This window comes from Paracoccus marcusii (assembly GCF_028621715.1).
GTDB classification, from domain to species: domain Bacteria; phylum Pseudomonadota; class Alphaproteobacteria; order Rhodobacterales; family Rhodobacteraceae; genus Paracoccus; species Paracoccus marcusii.
In genome coordinates this window covers 2166554-2182546 of sequence record NZ_CP117466.1, presented here as the reverse complement: position 1 = coordinate 2182546, position 15993 = coordinate 2166554, and the positions used below count along the sequence as shown (strand labels likewise).

15 protein-coding genes and 1 pseudogene are annotated in these 15993 nt (G+C 57.0%); 15 read left to right on the top strand and 1 reads right to left on the bottom strand.

The window, feature by feature from the left end:
- The first annotated feature begins 228 nt into the window (after positions 1-228).
- The 10 genes from PRL19_RS10805 (at position 229) to PRL19_RS10760 (ending at position 8721) form a co-directional block, all read left to right on the top strand.
- A complete protein-coding gene (locus tag PRL19_RS10805; RefSeq protein WP_273742948.1) occupies positions 229-960 on the top strand; it encodes a hypothetical protein in 732 nt (243 codons plus the stop codon).
- The gene (locus PRL19_RS10800; RefSeq protein ID WP_273742947.1) at positions 957-1208 is read left to right on the top strand and encodes a hypothetical protein; all 252 of its coding nucleotides are present in this window, start codon (positions 957-959) and stop codon (positions 1206-1208) included. Before PRL19_RS10805 ends, PRL19_RS10800 begins: the two co-directional genes overlap by 4 nt.
- A gap of 85 nt (positions 1209-1293) precedes the next feature.
- Positions 1294-2163: a hypothetical protein gene (locus tag PRL19_RS10795; protein WP_273742946.1), complete on the top strand. Its 870-nt coding sequence runs from the start codon at positions 1294-1296 to the stop codon at positions 2161-2163.
- Complete coding sequence (locus tag PRL19_RS10790; RefSeq protein WP_273742945.1) at positions 2117-2533, top strand: hypothetical protein; 417 nt, start codon at positions 2117-2119, stop codon at positions 2531-2533. Before PRL19_RS10795 ends, PRL19_RS10790 begins: the two co-directional genes overlap by 47 nt.
- Before the next feature lie 531 nt (positions 2534-3064).
- Complete coding sequence (locus PRL19_RS10785; RefSeq protein ID WP_273742944.1) at positions 3065-3517, top strand: DUF2924 domain-containing protein; 453 nt, start codon at positions 3065-3067, stop codon at positions 3515-3517.
- The gene (locus PRL19_RS10780) at positions 3514-4836 is read left to right on the top strand and encodes a recombinase family protein (RefSeq protein ID WP_273742943.1); all 1323 of its coding nucleotides are present in this window, start codon (positions 3514-3516) and stop codon (positions 4834-4836) included. Before PRL19_RS10785 ends, PRL19_RS10780 begins: the two co-directional genes overlap by 4 nt.
- A complete protein-coding gene (locus PRL19_RS10775) occupies positions 4833-5228 on the top strand; it encodes a hypothetical protein (RefSeq protein ID WP_273742942.1) in 396 nt (131 codons plus the stop codon). Before PRL19_RS10780 ends, PRL19_RS10775 begins: the two co-directional genes overlap by 4 nt.
- 158 nt (positions 5229-5386) lie before the next feature.
- Positions 5387-5695: a hypothetical protein gene (locus PRL19_RS10770; RefSeq protein ID WP_273742941.1), complete on the top strand. Its 309-nt coding sequence runs from the start codon at positions 5387-5389 to the stop codon at positions 5693-5695.
- A 569-nt stretch (positions 5696-6264) separates the two neighbouring features.
- The gene (locus PRL19_RS10765) at positions 6265-7164 is read left to right on the top strand and encodes an HNH endonuclease (RefSeq protein WP_273742940.1); all 900 of its coding nucleotides are present in this window, start codon (positions 6265-6267) and stop codon (positions 7162-7164) included.
- 51 nt (positions 7165-7215) lie between these two features.
- Positions 7216-8721: a class I SAM-dependent methyltransferase gene (locus PRL19_RS10760; protein WP_273742939.1), complete on the top strand. Its 1506-nt coding sequence runs from the start codon at positions 7216-7218 to the stop codon at positions 8719-8721.
- Between the two features lie 214 nt (positions 8722-8935).
- Here the strand turns inward: PRL19_RS10760 and PRL19_RS10755 are convergent, their stop codons facing one another.
- Positions 8936-9214, bottom strand: a complete 279-nt coding sequence (locus tag PRL19_RS10755) for a DUF1330 domain-containing protein (protein ID WP_273742938.1) — start codon at positions 9212-9214, stop codon at positions 8936-8938.
- A gap of 208 nt (positions 9215-9422) precedes the next feature.
- Between PRL19_RS10755 and PRL19_RS15700 the strand changes: the two genes are divergently transcribed.
- The 5 genes and pseudogenes from PRL19_RS15700 (at position 9423) to PRL19_RS10735 (ending at position 15395) form a co-directional block, all read left to right on the top strand.
- The gene (locus PRL19_RS15700; RefSeq protein WP_337960256.1) at positions 9423-9620 is read left to right on the top strand and encodes a DUF6653 family protein; all 198 of its coding nucleotides are present in this window, start codon (positions 9423-9425) and stop codon (positions 9618-9620) included.
- A gap of 262 nt (positions 9621-9882) precedes the next feature.
- Positions 9883-11301: a UvrD-helicase domain-containing protein gene (locus PRL19_RS10750; RefSeq protein WP_273742937.1), complete on the top strand. Its 1419-nt coding sequence runs from the start codon at positions 9883-9885 to the stop codon at positions 11299-11301.
- Positions 11302-11426: 125 nt separating this feature from the next.
- Complete coding sequence (locus PRL19_RS10745) at positions 11427-11939, top strand: DarT ssDNA thymidine ADP-ribosyltransferase family protein (protein WP_273742936.1); 513 nt, start codon at positions 11427-11429, stop codon at positions 11937-11939.
- Positions 11936-13603 (top strand): ADP-ribosylglycohydrolase family protein, encoded by a 1668-nt coding sequence (locus PRL19_RS10740; RefSeq protein ID WP_273742935.1) that lies wholly within the window; start codon positions 11936-11938, stop codon positions 13601-13603. The genes PRL19_RS10745 and PRL19_RS10740 overlap by 4 nt, the downstream gene beginning before the upstream one ends.
- 601 nt (positions 13604-14204) lie before the next feature.
- Positions 14205-15395 (top strand): annotated as a pseudogene (locus PRL19_RS10735) (IS3 family transposase).
- The last annotated feature ends 598 nt before the right edge of the window (positions 15396-15993 follow it).

The following is a 15993-nucleotide window of genomic DNA, read 5'->3' as shown; positions in this document are numbered from 1 at the left end:
CAAGAAGCACTCGAACCGCTGAAGGCTCGAGCTGCACAGCTCAACTTAGTGACGTCCGCCCAAATCACAACTTTGGTGCGCAGATTCATCGGCGACCTTCGACCCTAAGAACAGACGGTACGGGACCAGTTGTCAAAGTTTTGTACTTGCGATACGAAACGTATCAAGTGCACTTGCAACAAATCGTAGCATGTGAGAATTCATGGCCCATGAACGGAGCAATCAGCAATGACAGCCAGCGAACGGAACGGCGGGCACGCGCCCAAACCGCTCCTCTTCAGCGACGCGGAAGCTGCGGCGGCATCCGAGATGCCTTTACCAAGTCTGCGGGTTTTGCAGGCGGCAGGTGCCATTCAGGCGCGCAAAGTTCCGAAGGAAAATGGTGGATTCAAAAGAAAGTGGTCCGAAGAGGATGTGTTAATCGCTTCTATTGGCTCGGCGATAGGGGAACATTTTTCTTGGAATATCCGTATCGTGAGCGAAGCAATGGCTAAAACACATTCCGCTACCTGGAAAGCGCTCGCTACCTCCATCGCGGGGACCATCTCACCTGACGCAGGTTCGCTCATCCGGAAATCGGAATATGACTGGTATCTAGATCTGGTCGACCGAAGGTTCCTCTTCTTGCGGGTGCCGGTTGATTTTACTGCGATACTTCCGGACGTAGAACTCAATCAAACCATATTGACCCTTGGTTGGTTAAGATCAAAAGACGCGTTTCAAAGGCTGCCATGGTCACTTGGGCATCCGCGAGGACGTGCGCGGCTATCTATGATCTTGTCCCCAGATCAAGTCCTGAATGCCGAACGGTACTACAAGCTCGCAATGGCAGCCCATGCCAACGCGCTAAGTACTGCCAGCATAAACATCACCATGCAGGTTAGCGCCACATGGCGCCGCCTTCACGGACATGAAGCACGGTTTGTCGGCCAAGCGCTGCCAAGAAAGGACTGCCTATGACGAAGAATTTCGAATCCCCCAACGGGACCGCAAAAGCACAGCCTGAAATATCGCTTGGCGAGGATTTGCTGCGTGGCGCCGATGAGATCGCAAAGTTCATGTTCGGTGATGTCTGCCACCGCCGAAAAATCTACTACCTCACCGGCGAAGCGACAAAAGGGCTGCCGCATTTCAAGATTGGTTCACTCATCTGCGCGCGGAAAAGCACAATACTGAATTGGATTAGTGAGCAAGAAAGCCGCAGTTGATTTGACCTCTTTGAAAGGTGCGCCGGAGTTGTACGTGGGCTGTGACGACGTCAGCCATCCATAAGCTTAGAAAAGGTTCAGTTCCATGTCTGATCCGTGGTTGAAGTTTTTTCCTACTGACTGGCGGGCTGACCCCGCGCTTAGAATGTGCAGCTTGGCAGCGCGCGGTCTTTGGATTGAAATGATCGGCCTGATGCACGAGGCAGTCCCATATGGTCACCTCCTAATGGCCGGAAACTCCCCGACAGATGCTCAACTTGCCTTGCTGACAGGCGCGCCATCTGATCAGATCCCCGACCTCGTCGGCGAGCTGGAAGCAGCAGGCGTGTTCTCCCGCACGAGCAAGGGTGTCATCTACTCGCGGAGAATGACCAGGACCGCGAAGAAGGTCGCGATTGCGCGAAAAAATGGAAAAAATGGAGGTAATCCAACCTTCGGAAAAAAAACGGAAATACCGCCGTTGGATAACCAAAACGCCAAGGGTGGGGTTAAGGCCCAGAAGCCAGAAGCTAGAAGCCAGATAGATGATGGTGGTGATGCGTGCGACGCCGATACTCTTCGTGGAGGCATTCTGAAGGCAGTGGGCGCCGATCCAGTGTCAGGTCTGGCTAGTCCGAACGGTAATCTGCTCGGAACCAGGGTCGATATGGAACAGGTCAGGATGTGGCGTACCGATCTTGGCTTGGATCCGGAGACTATCGTCGCTGTCGTCAAGGATACGATGTCCCGTAAGCGGGACGGTCCTCCAAGCCGTTTTACTTACTTTGACAAGGCAATGCAGCGTGAAGCCGGACGCCGGAATGAACCCCGTTTGGTACCGATCAAAGGAGGTCCCCATGTCTCACCCCAACCTTCCCGCCAAGATATGCGAGCAGTTGCCAAGTCCGACGCCCTGCGCGACGCGCTCGATGTCGCCGCAAGATATCGAAGAACATCGGAAGCGGATTGGGTTTGAAGTTTCGGTACTGCTGAAAACAGATTACTTTGCACCTGACCTTTCACCCGAGGAGTTAGCTGCCAGCATTGCGAATTGGTGTGATGCTCTAGAGCAGTGGAATATCGACCAGATCCGCGCGGCATTTAACGAACATCGTGATACGCGCCCCGACAAGCGCCCGAACCCGGGGCATATCCGAGAAATTTTGAAAAGGAAGCGTGGGCAAGAGTTTGCACGTCGGCGGCGTCAGAACGCGGAGGTAAATAGAACTGTGGAAAAACCGCGTGCAATGACGCCGGAACGGCATGCTGTTCTTTCACAGGAGCTCGCGGCGGAATTTCCAAGCTACGCGCACATGATCAAACGGATGCCGAAGGCTGCGGAATGATCAGCCAACGTGAGCTACTCAAACCTGGCCCTCTTGGGTCCTTCCAGCGTGGTTTCGTATGCGGTGGGCTTAGGCGCGCAAGATCTCCAGTTGCAGGCACAAAGTCGGGGTGCGCACCCCAATACGCTCAGGTGCGCACCTAGGACGACGGGGTACGCACGTCAGTGAACATGACGCGCTCTTAGGAAACGCAATAGCTGTGCTGCACGCCAACGTGATCCGTCACCGGCTGCCATGGCAAAATACTACCGCCAAAAAAATGGGTCCAAAGTCAAACATCGCTTCGCCCACCAGCGAGGCAACCCTTTGGAGATCGAAGATGACCCGAGGCTCTAATCCTCTCCCTGCTGGCCGGATGACCGCACCTGAGCGGCGGCGCGAACTTTGCGCTCTCCTCGGCCTTGGCCTCGTGCGGCTCTGCATGCGCAACAGCGACTTTACGGAGACAGTTCGCAACGGCGTCGATCCAGCGACTACACATCCGTTCCGGACAGAGCGGTAGTGGTGGCAACAAAAGCAGAGAAGAAACAAATGGCAAAGCTTGATCCCATCCCCGCGCGTCTGGCCGCCCTCAAGGACACTACTACGGTCGATCTGAAGAGGCAGTGGCGCGAGCTGTTCGACAGCGCCCCGCCGCCCTACAATCGCCGTTACCTGGAAAGCCGACTGGCCTACCGCATTCAGGAACTCGCCTATGGCGGCCTGAAGTCGGAGTCGGTCAGCCGTTTGGAGCGCCTGGGCGATGAGTTGGACGGCGGTGACCGCAAGAAGAGCCGCACCCGTACCGATCTCATGCCTATTGCTGGCACGCGGCTGATCCGCGAGTGGCAGGGCACCGAGCAGGTCGTGACCGTCACCTTGAATGGTTTCGAATGGCAGGGTCGCCCCTACAAGTCGATCTCTGCCCTTGCCCGCGCCATCACCGGCACGCAATGGAATGGCTGGGTCTTCTTCGGTCTCAAGAACCACAGGAGCCGGGAATGACAAAACCCGTTGTCAGGAAGCTCCGCTGCGGCGTCTACACCCGCAAGTCTTCCGAGGAAGGGCTGGAGCAGGAGTTCAACTCGCTGCACGCCCAGCGCGAGGCATGCGAGGCCTATATCGCCTCGCAGCGCTCCGAGGGCTGGGTGCTGGTCCGCGACCAGTATGATGATGGCGGCATCTCCGGCGGCACGCTTGAGCGCCCTGCTCTGAAGCGCCTTCTTGAAGACATCGAGGCAGGGTTGGTGGACGTGGTAGTGGTCTACAAGATCGATCGGCTCTCGCGCTCGCTGATGGACTTCTCGAAGCTTGTGGAGGTGTTCGACAGGAACGGCGTGACCTTCGTCAGCGTCACCCAGTCCTTCAACACCACCACGTCCATGGGTCGCCTCACGCTGAACATTCTGCTGTCCTTCGCCCAGTTCGAGCGTGAGGTGACCGCAGAGCGGATCCGTGACAAGTTCCGTGCAAGCCGCATGAAGGGCATGTGGATGGGGGGCAACATCCCGCTGGGCTACGAGGTCAGGGACCGCAAGCTGGTCGTTCGCAAGGAGGATGCTGAGCATGTGCGGTGGATCTTCACCCGCTTCATAGAGCTTGGCTCGGCCACCGAGCTGGCACGCGATGTCGACAGCCGCAATATCAGGACGTCGCGCGGCAACCGGATCGACAAGAAGGCGATCTACCGGATCCTCAACAACCGGGTCTATCTCGGTGATGCCGTGCACAAGGGGGAGCCCTATCCCGGCGAGCACGCAGCGATCATCGACCAAGGCCTCTGGGACAAGGTCCATGCCATCCTCACGGAAAGTCCGCGCATCCGTGCGGCCCGCACCCGGGCGCAGACACCGGCGCTGCTGAAAGGGCTGATCTTCGGCCCTGACGGTGCCGCCTTCTCCCCCAGCCACACCCGCAAGGGCGGCAGGCTCTACCGCTACTACGTCAGTCAGACAGTGCTGAAGCACGGTGCAGGCGCCTGCCCTGTCGGCCGCGTCCCTGCCGGGGAGATCGAGGCGGCCGTCATCGACCAGCTACGTGCCGTGTTCCGCCAGCCGGAGATCATTGCCGGCACATGGAAGGCTGCCGAGGAGCAGACGCCGGCGCAGGCCCACAGCATCAGCGAGCGTGACGTCCGGGAGGCGCTGCATCAGCTTGATCCGCTTTGGGACGAACTCTTCCCGGCTGAGCAGGCCCGTATTGCGGCATTGCTGATCGAGCGGATCGATATCGGCCTCGCAGGGCTGAACGTCCGACTGCGCATTGATGGGCTGGGCGGCCTCGCAGATGAAATGCGCGCGGGGAAATCGGAGCAGGCAGCATGAACCAGATCGCCTCGATCCAAGATGTTGTCGCCCTGCATGTTCCGTTCCGCGTGGTGAAACGCGGCGGGCGCAAGGAGGTCCGGCCGCCGGAGGGAGCACCTCAGACGCGCCGGAGCGATAGCACGCTGGTCAAGGCGCTGGGCCGCGCCTTCCGCTGGAAGCGCCTGCTTGAGAGCGGTGACTTCGCCACGATAGGCGAGTTGGCCGAGCATGAGCGCATCGCCCATTCGTACATGACCCGAGTGCTGCGGCTCACGCTGCTTGCCCCTGATCTCGTCGAGGCGATCCTCGATGGCACTCAAGGTCCAGGGATGACCCTTCCCCGGCTGTTGGAGCCGTTTCCATCAGACTGGGCCGCCCAGCGAATACATTGGGCGGCAGCGCAGCAGTAGCTGCGGCCTCACAGGTTCCCATCCCCATTCCACCTGACCAGGGATGATCTCCCGCGCAGGTGTCCCCCGATCTTCGAGGATGATCGGCAACGCCTTCAGGGCGAGCGCTGCCTGGCATCTTCTTGGATACCCCGAAACGTCAACAAAGGAGTATGACGATGAGTTTAATTCTAGAATTCCCATGGATGAATTTTGAGGCTCTGCAACGGCTTTCGCAGAAGGAGGGTATAGCTCTTGTTGGCAGTCTTTCACTGCTGGCAGCCTACGCAAACTCCGACGGTGAGATCTCCATTGGAAAAGCTACGAGGATACTGACGGCAACCCCAGAAATGGACCGAGCCAGGGCTGCAAGCATCCTCGCTCAGTTTGTGGTAGCCGGATGGGCTACACAAAAGGAGGAGACGCTGACTTTCATTGGATACGGTAGCAGCGTCATGCCCGACTACGCCAAACACAAGGCCAACTGATCCACACCTCGGTTTGATCACCCGTCACCAAAAGGCCGCGCAGTAATGCGCGGCTTTACGAACTTCGCAGATTGCCAATTTAGCAGATCGGCGACCACCGGAACGGCTGCAGGCTTACGCCCCGCGGGTCTTGCCCCTTATCGCTTCAAATGCGCATGTCGCTATACCCAAGTTCACACTACAGATTAACCTAATTTTAACCAGAGGACGGGCAAGCTTGCGGAATGACGCTCGCAGAAATCACCTCCTCCAAACCGCACCGCTTGCGACGAGGAGCAGTACTCTATTTGCAGTGGCCAGACTTCTGGGTCTCGATCGACAATGGCCAGCTCGGGCAGTGGGTTGGCTATTGGTCCCGAGCAGAAGTAGAGGCCGTCGTCGCGCGAGCGGACGTCAATGAAGCGCCGGAGCCACGTATCTGATAGGAATGCCCATCGAACCTCGCGGCTGAGTATGCCTCTGTGCGAAAGCCTTTAGGAACGATATGCACTATCTTGACAGTGGAGTGTCCAACAAGGGGCAAGGTTGTGGCGGCACCTGAGCAAGAAGGAAGAGATGCCGCCATCCGCATGGCAGCGTTCGCCCATATCCGTAAGCTCTCGATGCTTCACGACGAGCTGACCAGCGAACATCTCAAGGCCGGCTTTCTCTTTGAAGGTGAGCGCGTGCCGCTGGTGAACCCGCAGCGTGGGATCTTCAAACCGAGCAGGATGCGGTTCCTTCTCTCGATCCGAACTGTATTTCCGAGATCCGGCGCTCGCGTCTGGTATGATGATCAGCGCCAGGTTCATCAGCAGATCTTCACGGGGCAGGAAGCGGTCGATTATGCGTTCATGGGTGATGACCCCGACGCGGCTGACAACCGCTGGCTTCGGGAGGCATGGGAGAACCAGATCCCGGTGATCTACTTTCTGGGCATCGCGCCCGGTCGCTACCAGGCCATTTTGCCGACCTTCATCGGCGACTGGGACGCAACAGCTCTGAAGGCCAAGGTCGTCTTTAGTGCGGCTCCCGCAAGCGAGGTGAATGCCCCTCCGCCAAGTGATGATGCCGAACGCCGCTATGGCCTGCGCCAGGTCAAGCAGCGTCTCCACCAGGCACAGTTCCGTGCCGCCGTCATTGCGGCTTATGATGGCCGATGCGCGCTATCGCGGCTGCCTGAGGCTCGGCTGCTCGACGCCGCCCATATTGTCGCCGACGCCGATGAACGCCTGGGGCAACCGGTGGTGCCGAACGGACTACCTCTGTCGAAGATTCACCACGCCGCCTTTGATGCGCACCTGATCGGGATCGACCCGGATTACCGGCTGCATGTCTCCGGTCAGCTGATGTCGCAGAATGACGGCCCTGTTCTTGAAGCCCTGAAGGCACTGAACGGCCAGGTTCTCCACCTGCCCCGGCGGGATCGGGACCAGCCGGATCGTGACCGGCTGGCCCAGCGCTTCGAGATCTACCGCTCGGTGGCGTGAGCACAGCTGACACGTCCGGGACCTGGATACGAAGGTGCGGCAGGCCGTGACTTGGCCGCACAGTACGAGGCCCTCGACCCGGCCCAGATACACGAAGCCGTCGTTCCCCACCTTCCCGCCGCCCCCGCCGCCATTCTCGATGTCGGCGCGGGATCGGGACGTGATGCCGCTTGGCTGGCGGCGCTGGGCCACACGGTCTTGGCGGTGGAGCCTTCAGCCACCATGCGGGAAGAAGCCCAGCGCCGGCACCCGGACGCGCGGATCACCTGGCTGACCGACAGTCTTCCGAGCCTCGAGGCGGTGTATCGTCTCGGCGCAGCCTTCGACGTTATCCTGCTCTCCGCGGTCTGGATGCACGTGGCACCCGCCGAGCGGGCGCGCGCCTTCCGCAAGCTGGTGACGCTGCTGAAGCCGGGCGGGATCCTCGCGCTCTCCTTGCGCCTCGGGCCGCCAGTCTCCGGCCGGGACATGCATCCTGTGGATATTGCCGAAGTCGAGGCCCTGACACGGAGACAGGGTCTGGTGATGGTCACGGCCGAGGCCGCACCGGATCGGCTTGGCCGATCCAAGGTTACATGGGTGCAGGTTGTTCTGCGCCTGCCGGATGATGGGACCGAAGCGCTGCCCCTGCTCCGGCATGTCATCCTGAATGATGCGAAGGCTGCGACCTACAAGCTGGGTCTCCTGCGCGCCGTGGCTCGCGCTGCGGATGGCGCACAGGGACTGGCCCGCTTTGCTGGAGACACCACCGTCACGATACCGCTTGGGCTGATCGCCCTGAACTGGCTCCGCCTCTACAAGCCCCTGATCGAAGCTGGCTTGCCTCAGACACCGAGCAACTGGGGCACAAAAGGTCTTGGCTTCATCAAAGACGGCTGGCACGGGATTAAGGACATGGCCGCAACCGATCTGCGCGTCGGGACTCAAGTCACCGGCGTGCGCGCAGCAGCTCTTCACGCGGCGCTGGGCGATGCTGCGGCGACAATTGCGCGGATGCCGGCCACCTATATGACCTATCCGGGATCGGAGACTCCCATCCTCCCCGCCACAAGAGCGCGCGTAGGCGGCCTCGGTGCCGAGACGCTTGTGGTTGACTCCAACTACCTCTGGTCCTTCGGGGAACTGCAGGTGCCGCTGCATCTTTGGCGGGCGCTTGCGCGCCACGATGCCTGGATCGAGCCAGCACTTGTCTATGAGTGGACCCGGCTGATGGAGGGCTATGCACGAAAGCAGCACCGCAATCTGGATCCGGGGCAGATCGCGCGGGCTATGCGCTGGCACGAGCCAGACCGCGATGTCGCCTTTGCGCGCAGAGCAGCTGCGGAGGTGATGGCGAGCGGCAAGCTGCTCTGCGTGTGGAGCGGACGGCGGCTGTCCGAGTCCTTTCTCGACATCGATCATTGCCTGCCATGGGCGGCATGGCCCTGTGATGATCTCTGGAACCTGCTGCCGGCTCACCCGCAGATCAACCGCCACAGCAAGCGGGATCGCCTTCCTTCTGCAGAGGCTCTGGAGGCGAGCCAAGAGCGGATCTTCGACTGGTGGCAGCGCGCCTGATTGCAGCGCGAAAACACGGCAACGCGCTTTCATACCGAAGCAAGGGCATCTTTGCCAATGCTGCCCGAGACAGCCGGTGGGCTCTCAGCGGTGTTCTCAAGCCTTCAGGCGAGACGCTTCACGCTTCGCGCCGATCAGCAGGTCATGGAGTGGTCACCTTGACCCTCCGTGACACGGTACAGCGGCAAGGGAAACTTTTAAGCTACACTTGAGGTCACGGCTTTGACAGGGAGGGGATCGCGCCTGCGATGTTGCTGTCGTCGATCGCTTGGAAGTGGCGGACCGAACCGTCCTGCCGCGCCTTGCCGAAGGGGGCGTATTCCGGTTCGTTGGCGAAGGCATGGGCCGAGGCACAGTCGGGGAACTGGATCAGCGCAATCCGTGTCTCGTCAGTCGCACTGCCTTCCAGCGTCTCAAAATTGCCGCTCCGGGAAAGGTAGCGGCCGCCATGTTTTGCCGCGATGTCGTAAACTTTCGCGGCATAGTCTTGCACTCATGCGTCGTCGGTGACCTTCACCTCGGCAATCAGAAACGCAGTCATCGTCAATCCTCCCGGATGGAAACTGCCGCGAGTATAGTTGCGGTGGCGATTCTGCGGTAATCAGACTTAGGTCAGCTTGCGTTGCCAATGCTGCGCTATTGTGACGGGCGTCGGAGGTGGTGACATGCTGAAGGCTCTGAACCGGGTAATCCTGTAGCTGATGGCGATGCATGATGCGGTACGGGCACGGCATGCAAACCCGTGGGGGGCGTGTTCCCCCGTCTCAATCCTACCGTTGCTCGCTGCCGCTGTCTGGAGCCGGGTCTGGATCGGCCGATGGGCTGTTGTTCTCGCAGGTGCCGTTCTCCTCTGGACATGGCTGAACCCCCGCCTGTTCCATGGCAATGCGTTCCGTTAGAAATGGGGGATTACCAACGTTGCCCTACCGGCACACTTGTGACTCGTGGCGCAAGCGGCAGAGCGGGCTCTACATCAACTAGCAGCCGTTTTGCGCAGCAGGGTGACTGGCGACACTCCCCTCGATCCGTAGGCAACATCGCGCATCGGTGTCAAGTTGCAATCGTGCTTCAAGATGAACATTGGTAGCGGCGCACATCCACAAGGACTTGCAAATCCGATGTTCATCCCGCCATCGTAGTGCCTCACGTCTCTGTGAGGTTGTGGCTAAGGAGAATGAATTGCAAGTACTGCGTCGCGTAAGACCCACCCCAGAACAGATTTCTATAGTTAGAAGAATACAAACGGGGGCATCGCTAATCAGGGGCGCTGCTGGAAGTGGAAAAACAACCACTGCCTTATTAGCGCTTAGGGCGTCAACGGGTGCAACAGTGAATCAACTTCGAAACCAAGAGGCGCTGCCTGCAAATATTCTAGTTTTGACTTATTACAATTCATTATGTGGGTATGTTAGAGCGGTAGTGCAGGAGGAGATGGAGGATTACGCCGACGATATTCGCATATTTACGTCTACTTTTGATAAGTGGGCTCATGATACGCTTGAGCTCAGGGGGGGCAGGTCATACGATCTATGTAAGTCGAAACTACAAAGCCTGGCTCAAAAATTTCAAGGAGATGTGCAGTTCATCATTGACGAAGTTAATTATTTGCGCGGCCGATTCAAGCCTGATCGTCTTCAGGATTACATAACAGCTGAGCGAACTGGACGAGGTACCACTCCTGCGATGCCCCGCGCATTGCGGCAGCGTTTGCTGGATGAGGTGGTGCAACCATATTTAGATTGGAAAGAAGCAAACAGCCATAGAGATTTTCACGACAACGCAATAGAAATGATGCATGTTTGCGCGGATTTCAAGTACGATGTGATCGTCGTTGATGAAGCTCAAGACCTGTCATTAAATCAGCTAAGGGCCGTGACTAATCACGCTGCCGATGATGCAACCATCATCTTCGTCACGGATACTGCTCAAAGAATATACCCGAGAGGTGGAACATGGTTGGAAGCTGGCATTGTGATATCGCCGGGCCGTAGCTTGCGGCTGAACGTTAACTACCGGAATACTCGCCAAATAGCTAGCCTCGCAGCATGTATAGCTCAAGGACTTGGCGTAGATGATGATGGCAGTCTGCCAAACCCTGCACTGTGCAGCCGAGATGGTGACCTTCCAACCGTGATCTATGGCCGTTTCCCAGATCAGGTTGAATATGCAATGAGGCTATTGCAAAATGTTGACTTAGAAAATGAGACAGTTGGCTTCTTGCATTTAAAAGGTGGAGGATACTTTCGCGATATCCGGAGTGCTCTGACAGCTGAAGGGCTAGAATTTTGCGAGCTTCAGGGGGCGTCAGTATGGCCGGAAGATGACTCTAATATTGGCCTATGCACCTTCCATAGCGCTAAAGGTCTCGAGTTCGATCATGTCTTCATGCTGGGTCTTGACCAGGAATTTGCCCGTTATGGTGATGGCGACGACGATGACCGTTATAACTCCCACCGGAGATTGGTAGCTATGGGAGTGGGACGTGCAAGAGAGTCTGTTGTGATTGGAGCGATGCGAGAGCGAGCATTGGCTCTCGTTAACAATATCGATACTAATCTCGTCAATGTGGTTGATCTATGACAGTCGAAAATGTTATTAGGGAACGGGGAATTTCAGAGGTAGTGCACTTTACAACCAATCATGGGTGCTTAGGAACGCTTTACGGAAGTAACCTATTATCTCGAGCTAAGCTTCATAATGACGAAATGGTAAAGTATCTTTTTTCGCCCAACGCGGAGCTGAGGAGGGATGTCGATTATCTCGATCATATCAGCTTATCTATCGAACATATAAATACTAAGTTTTACAATACTTGCTCGCAGTCGTGGCACCGGGCACAGCCAATTTTTTGGTGTATTTTGGCGTTTGATCCAGAAGTTCTTACGCATGAAGGCGTTGTCTTCTCCACCACCAACAACATGTATACGGGGGTGATCCGAGAGGAGGGGGCTACGGGGTTGAACAGTCTGTATGCAGATACTGTGGTCCAGTGGGCTACTAGTCGCGTGCGGCGGCCGACCGACGAGCGCCTGAGCTACCCTACTTGCTTCCAAGCAGAAGCGCTCTATCCGCAAGCTCTTTCCACAGAGCACCTTCGTCGCATCTATGTTAGGACGCAACAAGATCAGAATGAGGTCTGCGGCTTCCTAAAGGCGACGTTCCATCCCGAAGTGGATGTGCTAGTATCCGCTGAGAAATTTGGGGCAAGACCGAAATGACGAGGCATCCCTCAGAAACCATTAGATTATCTGCCGAATGGGCAGCTTACGGCGACGCACTTGGCTTCATGACTGAGCTTGCTGATGCTGAGCGAGTTCGTTACCGCAGTGGAGCCGAATATGTGTCGGCTACCTCGTCATGGCGGCGCAAAGTTGGAGGTTACAGCGGCACGACCTTCGAGCTCCCAGCCGGAACTTACTCTGATGATACTCAGCTTCGCCTAGCGACAGCTCGAGCAATCCGTGCAGACGGAAGCTTTGATGTGGCCGCATTTGCCAAGGTAGAGTTGACGGCTTGGTCAAACTACGCGCTAGGAGCCGGCATCTCCTCCAAAGAAGCGGCGGCAAATTTAGCACGAACCTCCGCAACGTGGTATTCCAATTTCTTTGGCGGAAAGCGGTCTGCCTACGTGAAGTCGGGTGGTAACGGTGCCGCAATGCGCGTGCAGCCGCACGTATGGGCTGCTCGTGACCTCAGCAAATATGACGAGATCCTTTTAGACGTTTTTAGGAACTCGATCTGTACTCACGGACATCCGCGTGGGTTTGTGGGAGCATGTTTTCATGCGCTGTCATTAGCATTTGCAATGCGAACTGGCAGTCCCGCCAGTCTGCTGGAGCTTGCTAAGCAGGCTGAGGTGTTGCGAGGCCTTCCTTTATTAATTGAACGAGACAGAGATATTAGAATTCTGTGGCTTGATGCATGGCAAAAGGCGAGCAACCGCAGCTTCACGGACGGGGTCAATGACGCCGTTGACGAAATTGTTCAATATTTAGATAAGCTTTCTGCGTTAGATGGTAATTCTTTAGATGTTGCCTATCCCGATGCTTTAGATCTCTTAGCTGCAAAAGCCGATCAATCTCGAGGTTCAGGGACAGTGACAGCTGTTCTAGCAGCATTTGCGAGCTCGGTCGCTGATGTGTCGGATCCTAAACGTGCATTACTAGTTCTCGCAAATGCACTCGGCTCGGACACCGACTCGATTGCTTCGATGGCTGGTGCTATAGTTGGAGCGTCAACCACTGTTGAGTGTTCAGACACAATTCAAGATATCAGCTATATACGTGAAAGTGCGCTGCGTCTTGCAAAGGTCAGCGCGGGGGAAAAAGCTCAGTCGTTCCGCTATCCTGATCTTCGCTCCTGGAAGCCTGAACGTACAGCGATCGACGTTGTTGGTTTAATTGATGATGCGCTATACTTGAATGGACTTGGTCGCCTTGAAAAGTTGGCTAGTAAAGAGTCTAAGGAAACAGGAAATGAAACTTTAGGATGGTTCCGTACTGAGTTCGGGCAGACAATTCTTGCTCGTTCTCGCTCAGAGAAGAAGGTTCTGTCTCCTAATTTCTCCTCCGCAAACGCAAATAGCTCGAATGGGCAAGACGCAAGGGGGGCTCGTCCGCCTGGCCGCCTTGCTGATCTTTTCACTAAAAGCGAGCCGCAGGTCCTTTCGCGTAAAAATCAGTCTGAGGTAGACGACGGAGGGGTAAGTCTCAATGAGCTTTTAAAGCGCATTATAGCTGATAACTTCGATCCTGAGACGGTGGGGCGTGCTCTGTTGCAGCAGGTCAAAGAGGGGAATGGCGATTTTGTTGAGCGCGGGGTAGCGCTGACCGCAACTGTTCTTACCGCCTATGAGGCTAGGCTAAAGCGGACTTCTCGATAGTTTCTTTTTTCGATGGGAGTTTTGCTATCAAGGGGTCCAGCAACTGGGATCGTTTTGTCACATTTCAAAGTGTCTAAAGATGGCGGGAAAGCGATAAAAGCCCGAGGAGATTGCGCTGAAGCTTCGGCAGGTTGAAATGCTGCAGGGCAAGGAGCATAAAGCGCCGTTGCGGCGGTTTACTGGATCGGGGCGATCTCAGTAGACCTGTTACCGCTGGCGCAAGCCGTATCGTGGCAGGCGCCCGCCTATCCGGACGCTGCGCCTTCCACACCCTTGGCCGGCACCGCCCGACGCGAACCGCGAGGTTCGCCGCGGCGAGCCGGACGAGGAGCGGCTAACGGACGACATCATGACCATTGGATGATCACCGGACCGCTGAACGCTAAGCGGCGTCTGAACCCCACATTGCTTGGCTGAGGCGCTGCTGCGAAGTCCTATCCATCGGCTGGTGGGGAGTGCGTTTCGCAATGTGTGCTAAGAATTTGTTTCTCACTTCACTGGGTGTCGAGATCTACGCCCCTGAGGTGGTCCCTAAAAACTGGACACTGACGTAAGCTCTGTTTTTGCTGTCTGCTGATCTTCATCACGAGGGAGATCGACGATGTCGAAACGAAAGCAGCACGCCCCTGCGTTCAAGGCGAAGGTGGCACTTGAGGCGCTGAAAGTTGAGGCGACCGTGTCGGAGCTGGCGAGCCGGTTCGGCGTGCATCCGACGATGATCAATCAATGGAAACGCGCGCTGCTCGATGGCGCGTCCGGTGTCTTTGAACACGGTGGCCGCAAGGCGCCGGTGATCGATGAGGATCAGGTCAGGGACCTGCATGCCAAGATCGGAGAACTAGCGGTGGCTAACTCGTTTTTGGAAAGAAAGCTGAAGCCTTGGAACGGGACGTGAGGCGCGGCACGGTTGAACGCGACCATCCGGACCTGTCGATCGGCCAGCAGTGCGCGCTGCTACAGATCCCCCGGTCGTCGCTTTACCATGCGCTGCAGGGTGAAACGGAGCAGAACCTCGCGCTGATGCAGCTGATCGACGTACAGTTCCTCGACACGCCTTTCTTTGGCGTCCGTCAGATGACCTGGCACCTGCGCAACAAGGGCCACAAGGTGAACGAAAAGCGCATACGTCGGCTCATGCGCCTGATGGGGCTGATGCCGATCTTTCAGAAGCCCAACACCAGCAGGCCAGCAAGGGGGCACAAGATCTATCCCTACCCTCTACGCGGGTTGAGGGTGGAACGGCCAAACCAGGTCTGGTGCGTGGACATCACCTATCTGCCAATGCGTCGCGGCTTTCTCTATCTGGTGGCGATAATGGACTGGCACACCCGCATGGTCCTGGCGTGGCGGATCTCAAACATCGAGCCATGGTCCGCCACTGGTCCGAGGACCATGGCGAGGGGACGCCGACTTCTGCGTCGTGGCGCTGAACGAGGCCATCTATCACTTCGGACCGCCCGACATCATGAACAGCGATCAGGGATCTTAGTTCACATCGTTTGCCTGGACAGACCGCCTGCGCCGGTCCGGGATCCGCATCTCGATGGACGGCAAGGGTCGCTACCTGGACAACATCTTCATCGAACGACTGTGGCGGACGCTGAAATACGAGTGCGTCTACCTGCATGCCTGGGAGACCGGGTCACAGGCCCGCGCGGGTGTCCGCACATGGATGGAGTTCTACAACCACCGTCGGCCGCACAAGGCCCTTGGCGGCCGACCGCCGGCAGTGGTCTACTCACAGCAAATCGAAGTCACGCAACCTGATCAGCAGGAGCAGATCAGAGCTTAAAAAGCGCCAGATCCTGTCCAAAGAACGGGGAGCACCTTATAATTTGTTGTTATGTATCAATTATACATAGCGGGAGCGGTGGGAATCGAATCTACGACCAGTTAATTGACAGCTATTGGCTCCCAGTTTGTCCGCCAGTGTCCGCTCTTGCCCGCATGACATGGTTTGCTTGCATTCGCAAAGAATGGCGATCCACCGCCCTTCGCGTCGCCGCTGGCTTTGTGCCGATCCCGTACTTACAAAGCAGCTTGTATTCTCCAAGGATGCGCCGGCACAGGCCACTGTCACCCCTATCGAAGGGGCCGATCCGCCATTTCTTAGAGGCGTACTGAGCGGATGTGGTTTGACCCGAGATCCTTTAGCCTTAGAAGGCCCTGATATCCAACGCTACATAAGAGTTGAAAAAGACCGAATGTTTTCAGCTCATTTCAAGCTGACCACCGTTTTGGCGCAGTCATCAGCTTTAGAGAAACGCGGTCGCTAGAGAGCAAAATAAAGCCTACCTGCACCGGGGCCAGTGAACAGCTAGAGTTCTATAACCCCTGACTATAACGAGAAAATCCGGCTGCGGCCGAACTTGGAGATAAGTTCGTTCAGG

Excerpts from the sequence above, each read along its gene's own strand:
- PRL19_RS10805 (WP_273742948.1), top strand. The coding sequence starts at position 229 with ATGACAGCCAGCGAACGGAACGGCGGGCACGCGCCCAAACCGCTCCTC.
- PRL19_RS10800 (WP_273742947.1), top strand. The coding sequence starts at position 957 with ATGACGAAGAATTTCGAATCCCCCAACGGGACCGCAAAAGCACAGCCT.
- PRL19_RS10795 (WP_273742946.1), top strand. The coding sequence starts at position 1,294 with ATGTCTGATCCGTGGTTGAAGTTTTTTCCTACTGACTGGCGGGCTGAC.
- PRL19_RS10790 (WP_273742945.1), top strand. The coding sequence starts at position 2,117 with ATGTCGCCGCAAGATATCGAAGAACATCGGAAGCGGATTGGGTTTGAA.
- PRL19_RS10785 (WP_273742944.1), top strand. The coding sequence starts at position 3,065 with ATGGCAAAGCTTGATCCCATCCCCGCGCGTCTGGCCGCCCTCAAGGAC.
- PRL19_RS10780 (WP_273742943.1), top strand. The coding sequence starts at position 3,514 with ATGACAAAACCCGTTGTCAGGAAGCTCCGCTGCGGCGTCTACACCCGC.
- PRL19_RS10775 (WP_273742942.1), top strand. The coding sequence starts at position 4,833 with ATGAACCAGATCGCCTCGATCCAAGATGTTGTCGCCCTGCATGTTCCG.
- PRL19_RS10770 (WP_273742941.1), top strand. The coding sequence starts at position 5,387 with ATGAGTTTAATTCTAGAATTCCCATGGATGAATTTTGAGGCTCTGCAA.
- PRL19_RS10765 (WP_273742940.1), top strand. The coding sequence starts at position 6,265 with ATGGCAGCGTTCGCCCATATCCGTAAGCTCTCGATGCTTCACGACGAG.
- PRL19_RS15700 (WP_337960256.1), top strand. The coding sequence starts at position 9,423 with ATGGCGATGCATGATGCGGTACGGGCACGGCATGCAAACCCGTGGGGG.
- PRL19_RS10745 (WP_273742936.1), top strand. The coding sequence starts at position 11,427 with ATGGTAAAGTATCTTTTTTCGCCCAACGCGGAGCTGAGGAGGGATGTC.
- PRL19_RS10740 (WP_273742935.1), top strand. The coding sequence starts at position 11,936 with ATGACGAGGCATCCCTCAGAAACCATTAGATTATCTGCCGAATGGGCA.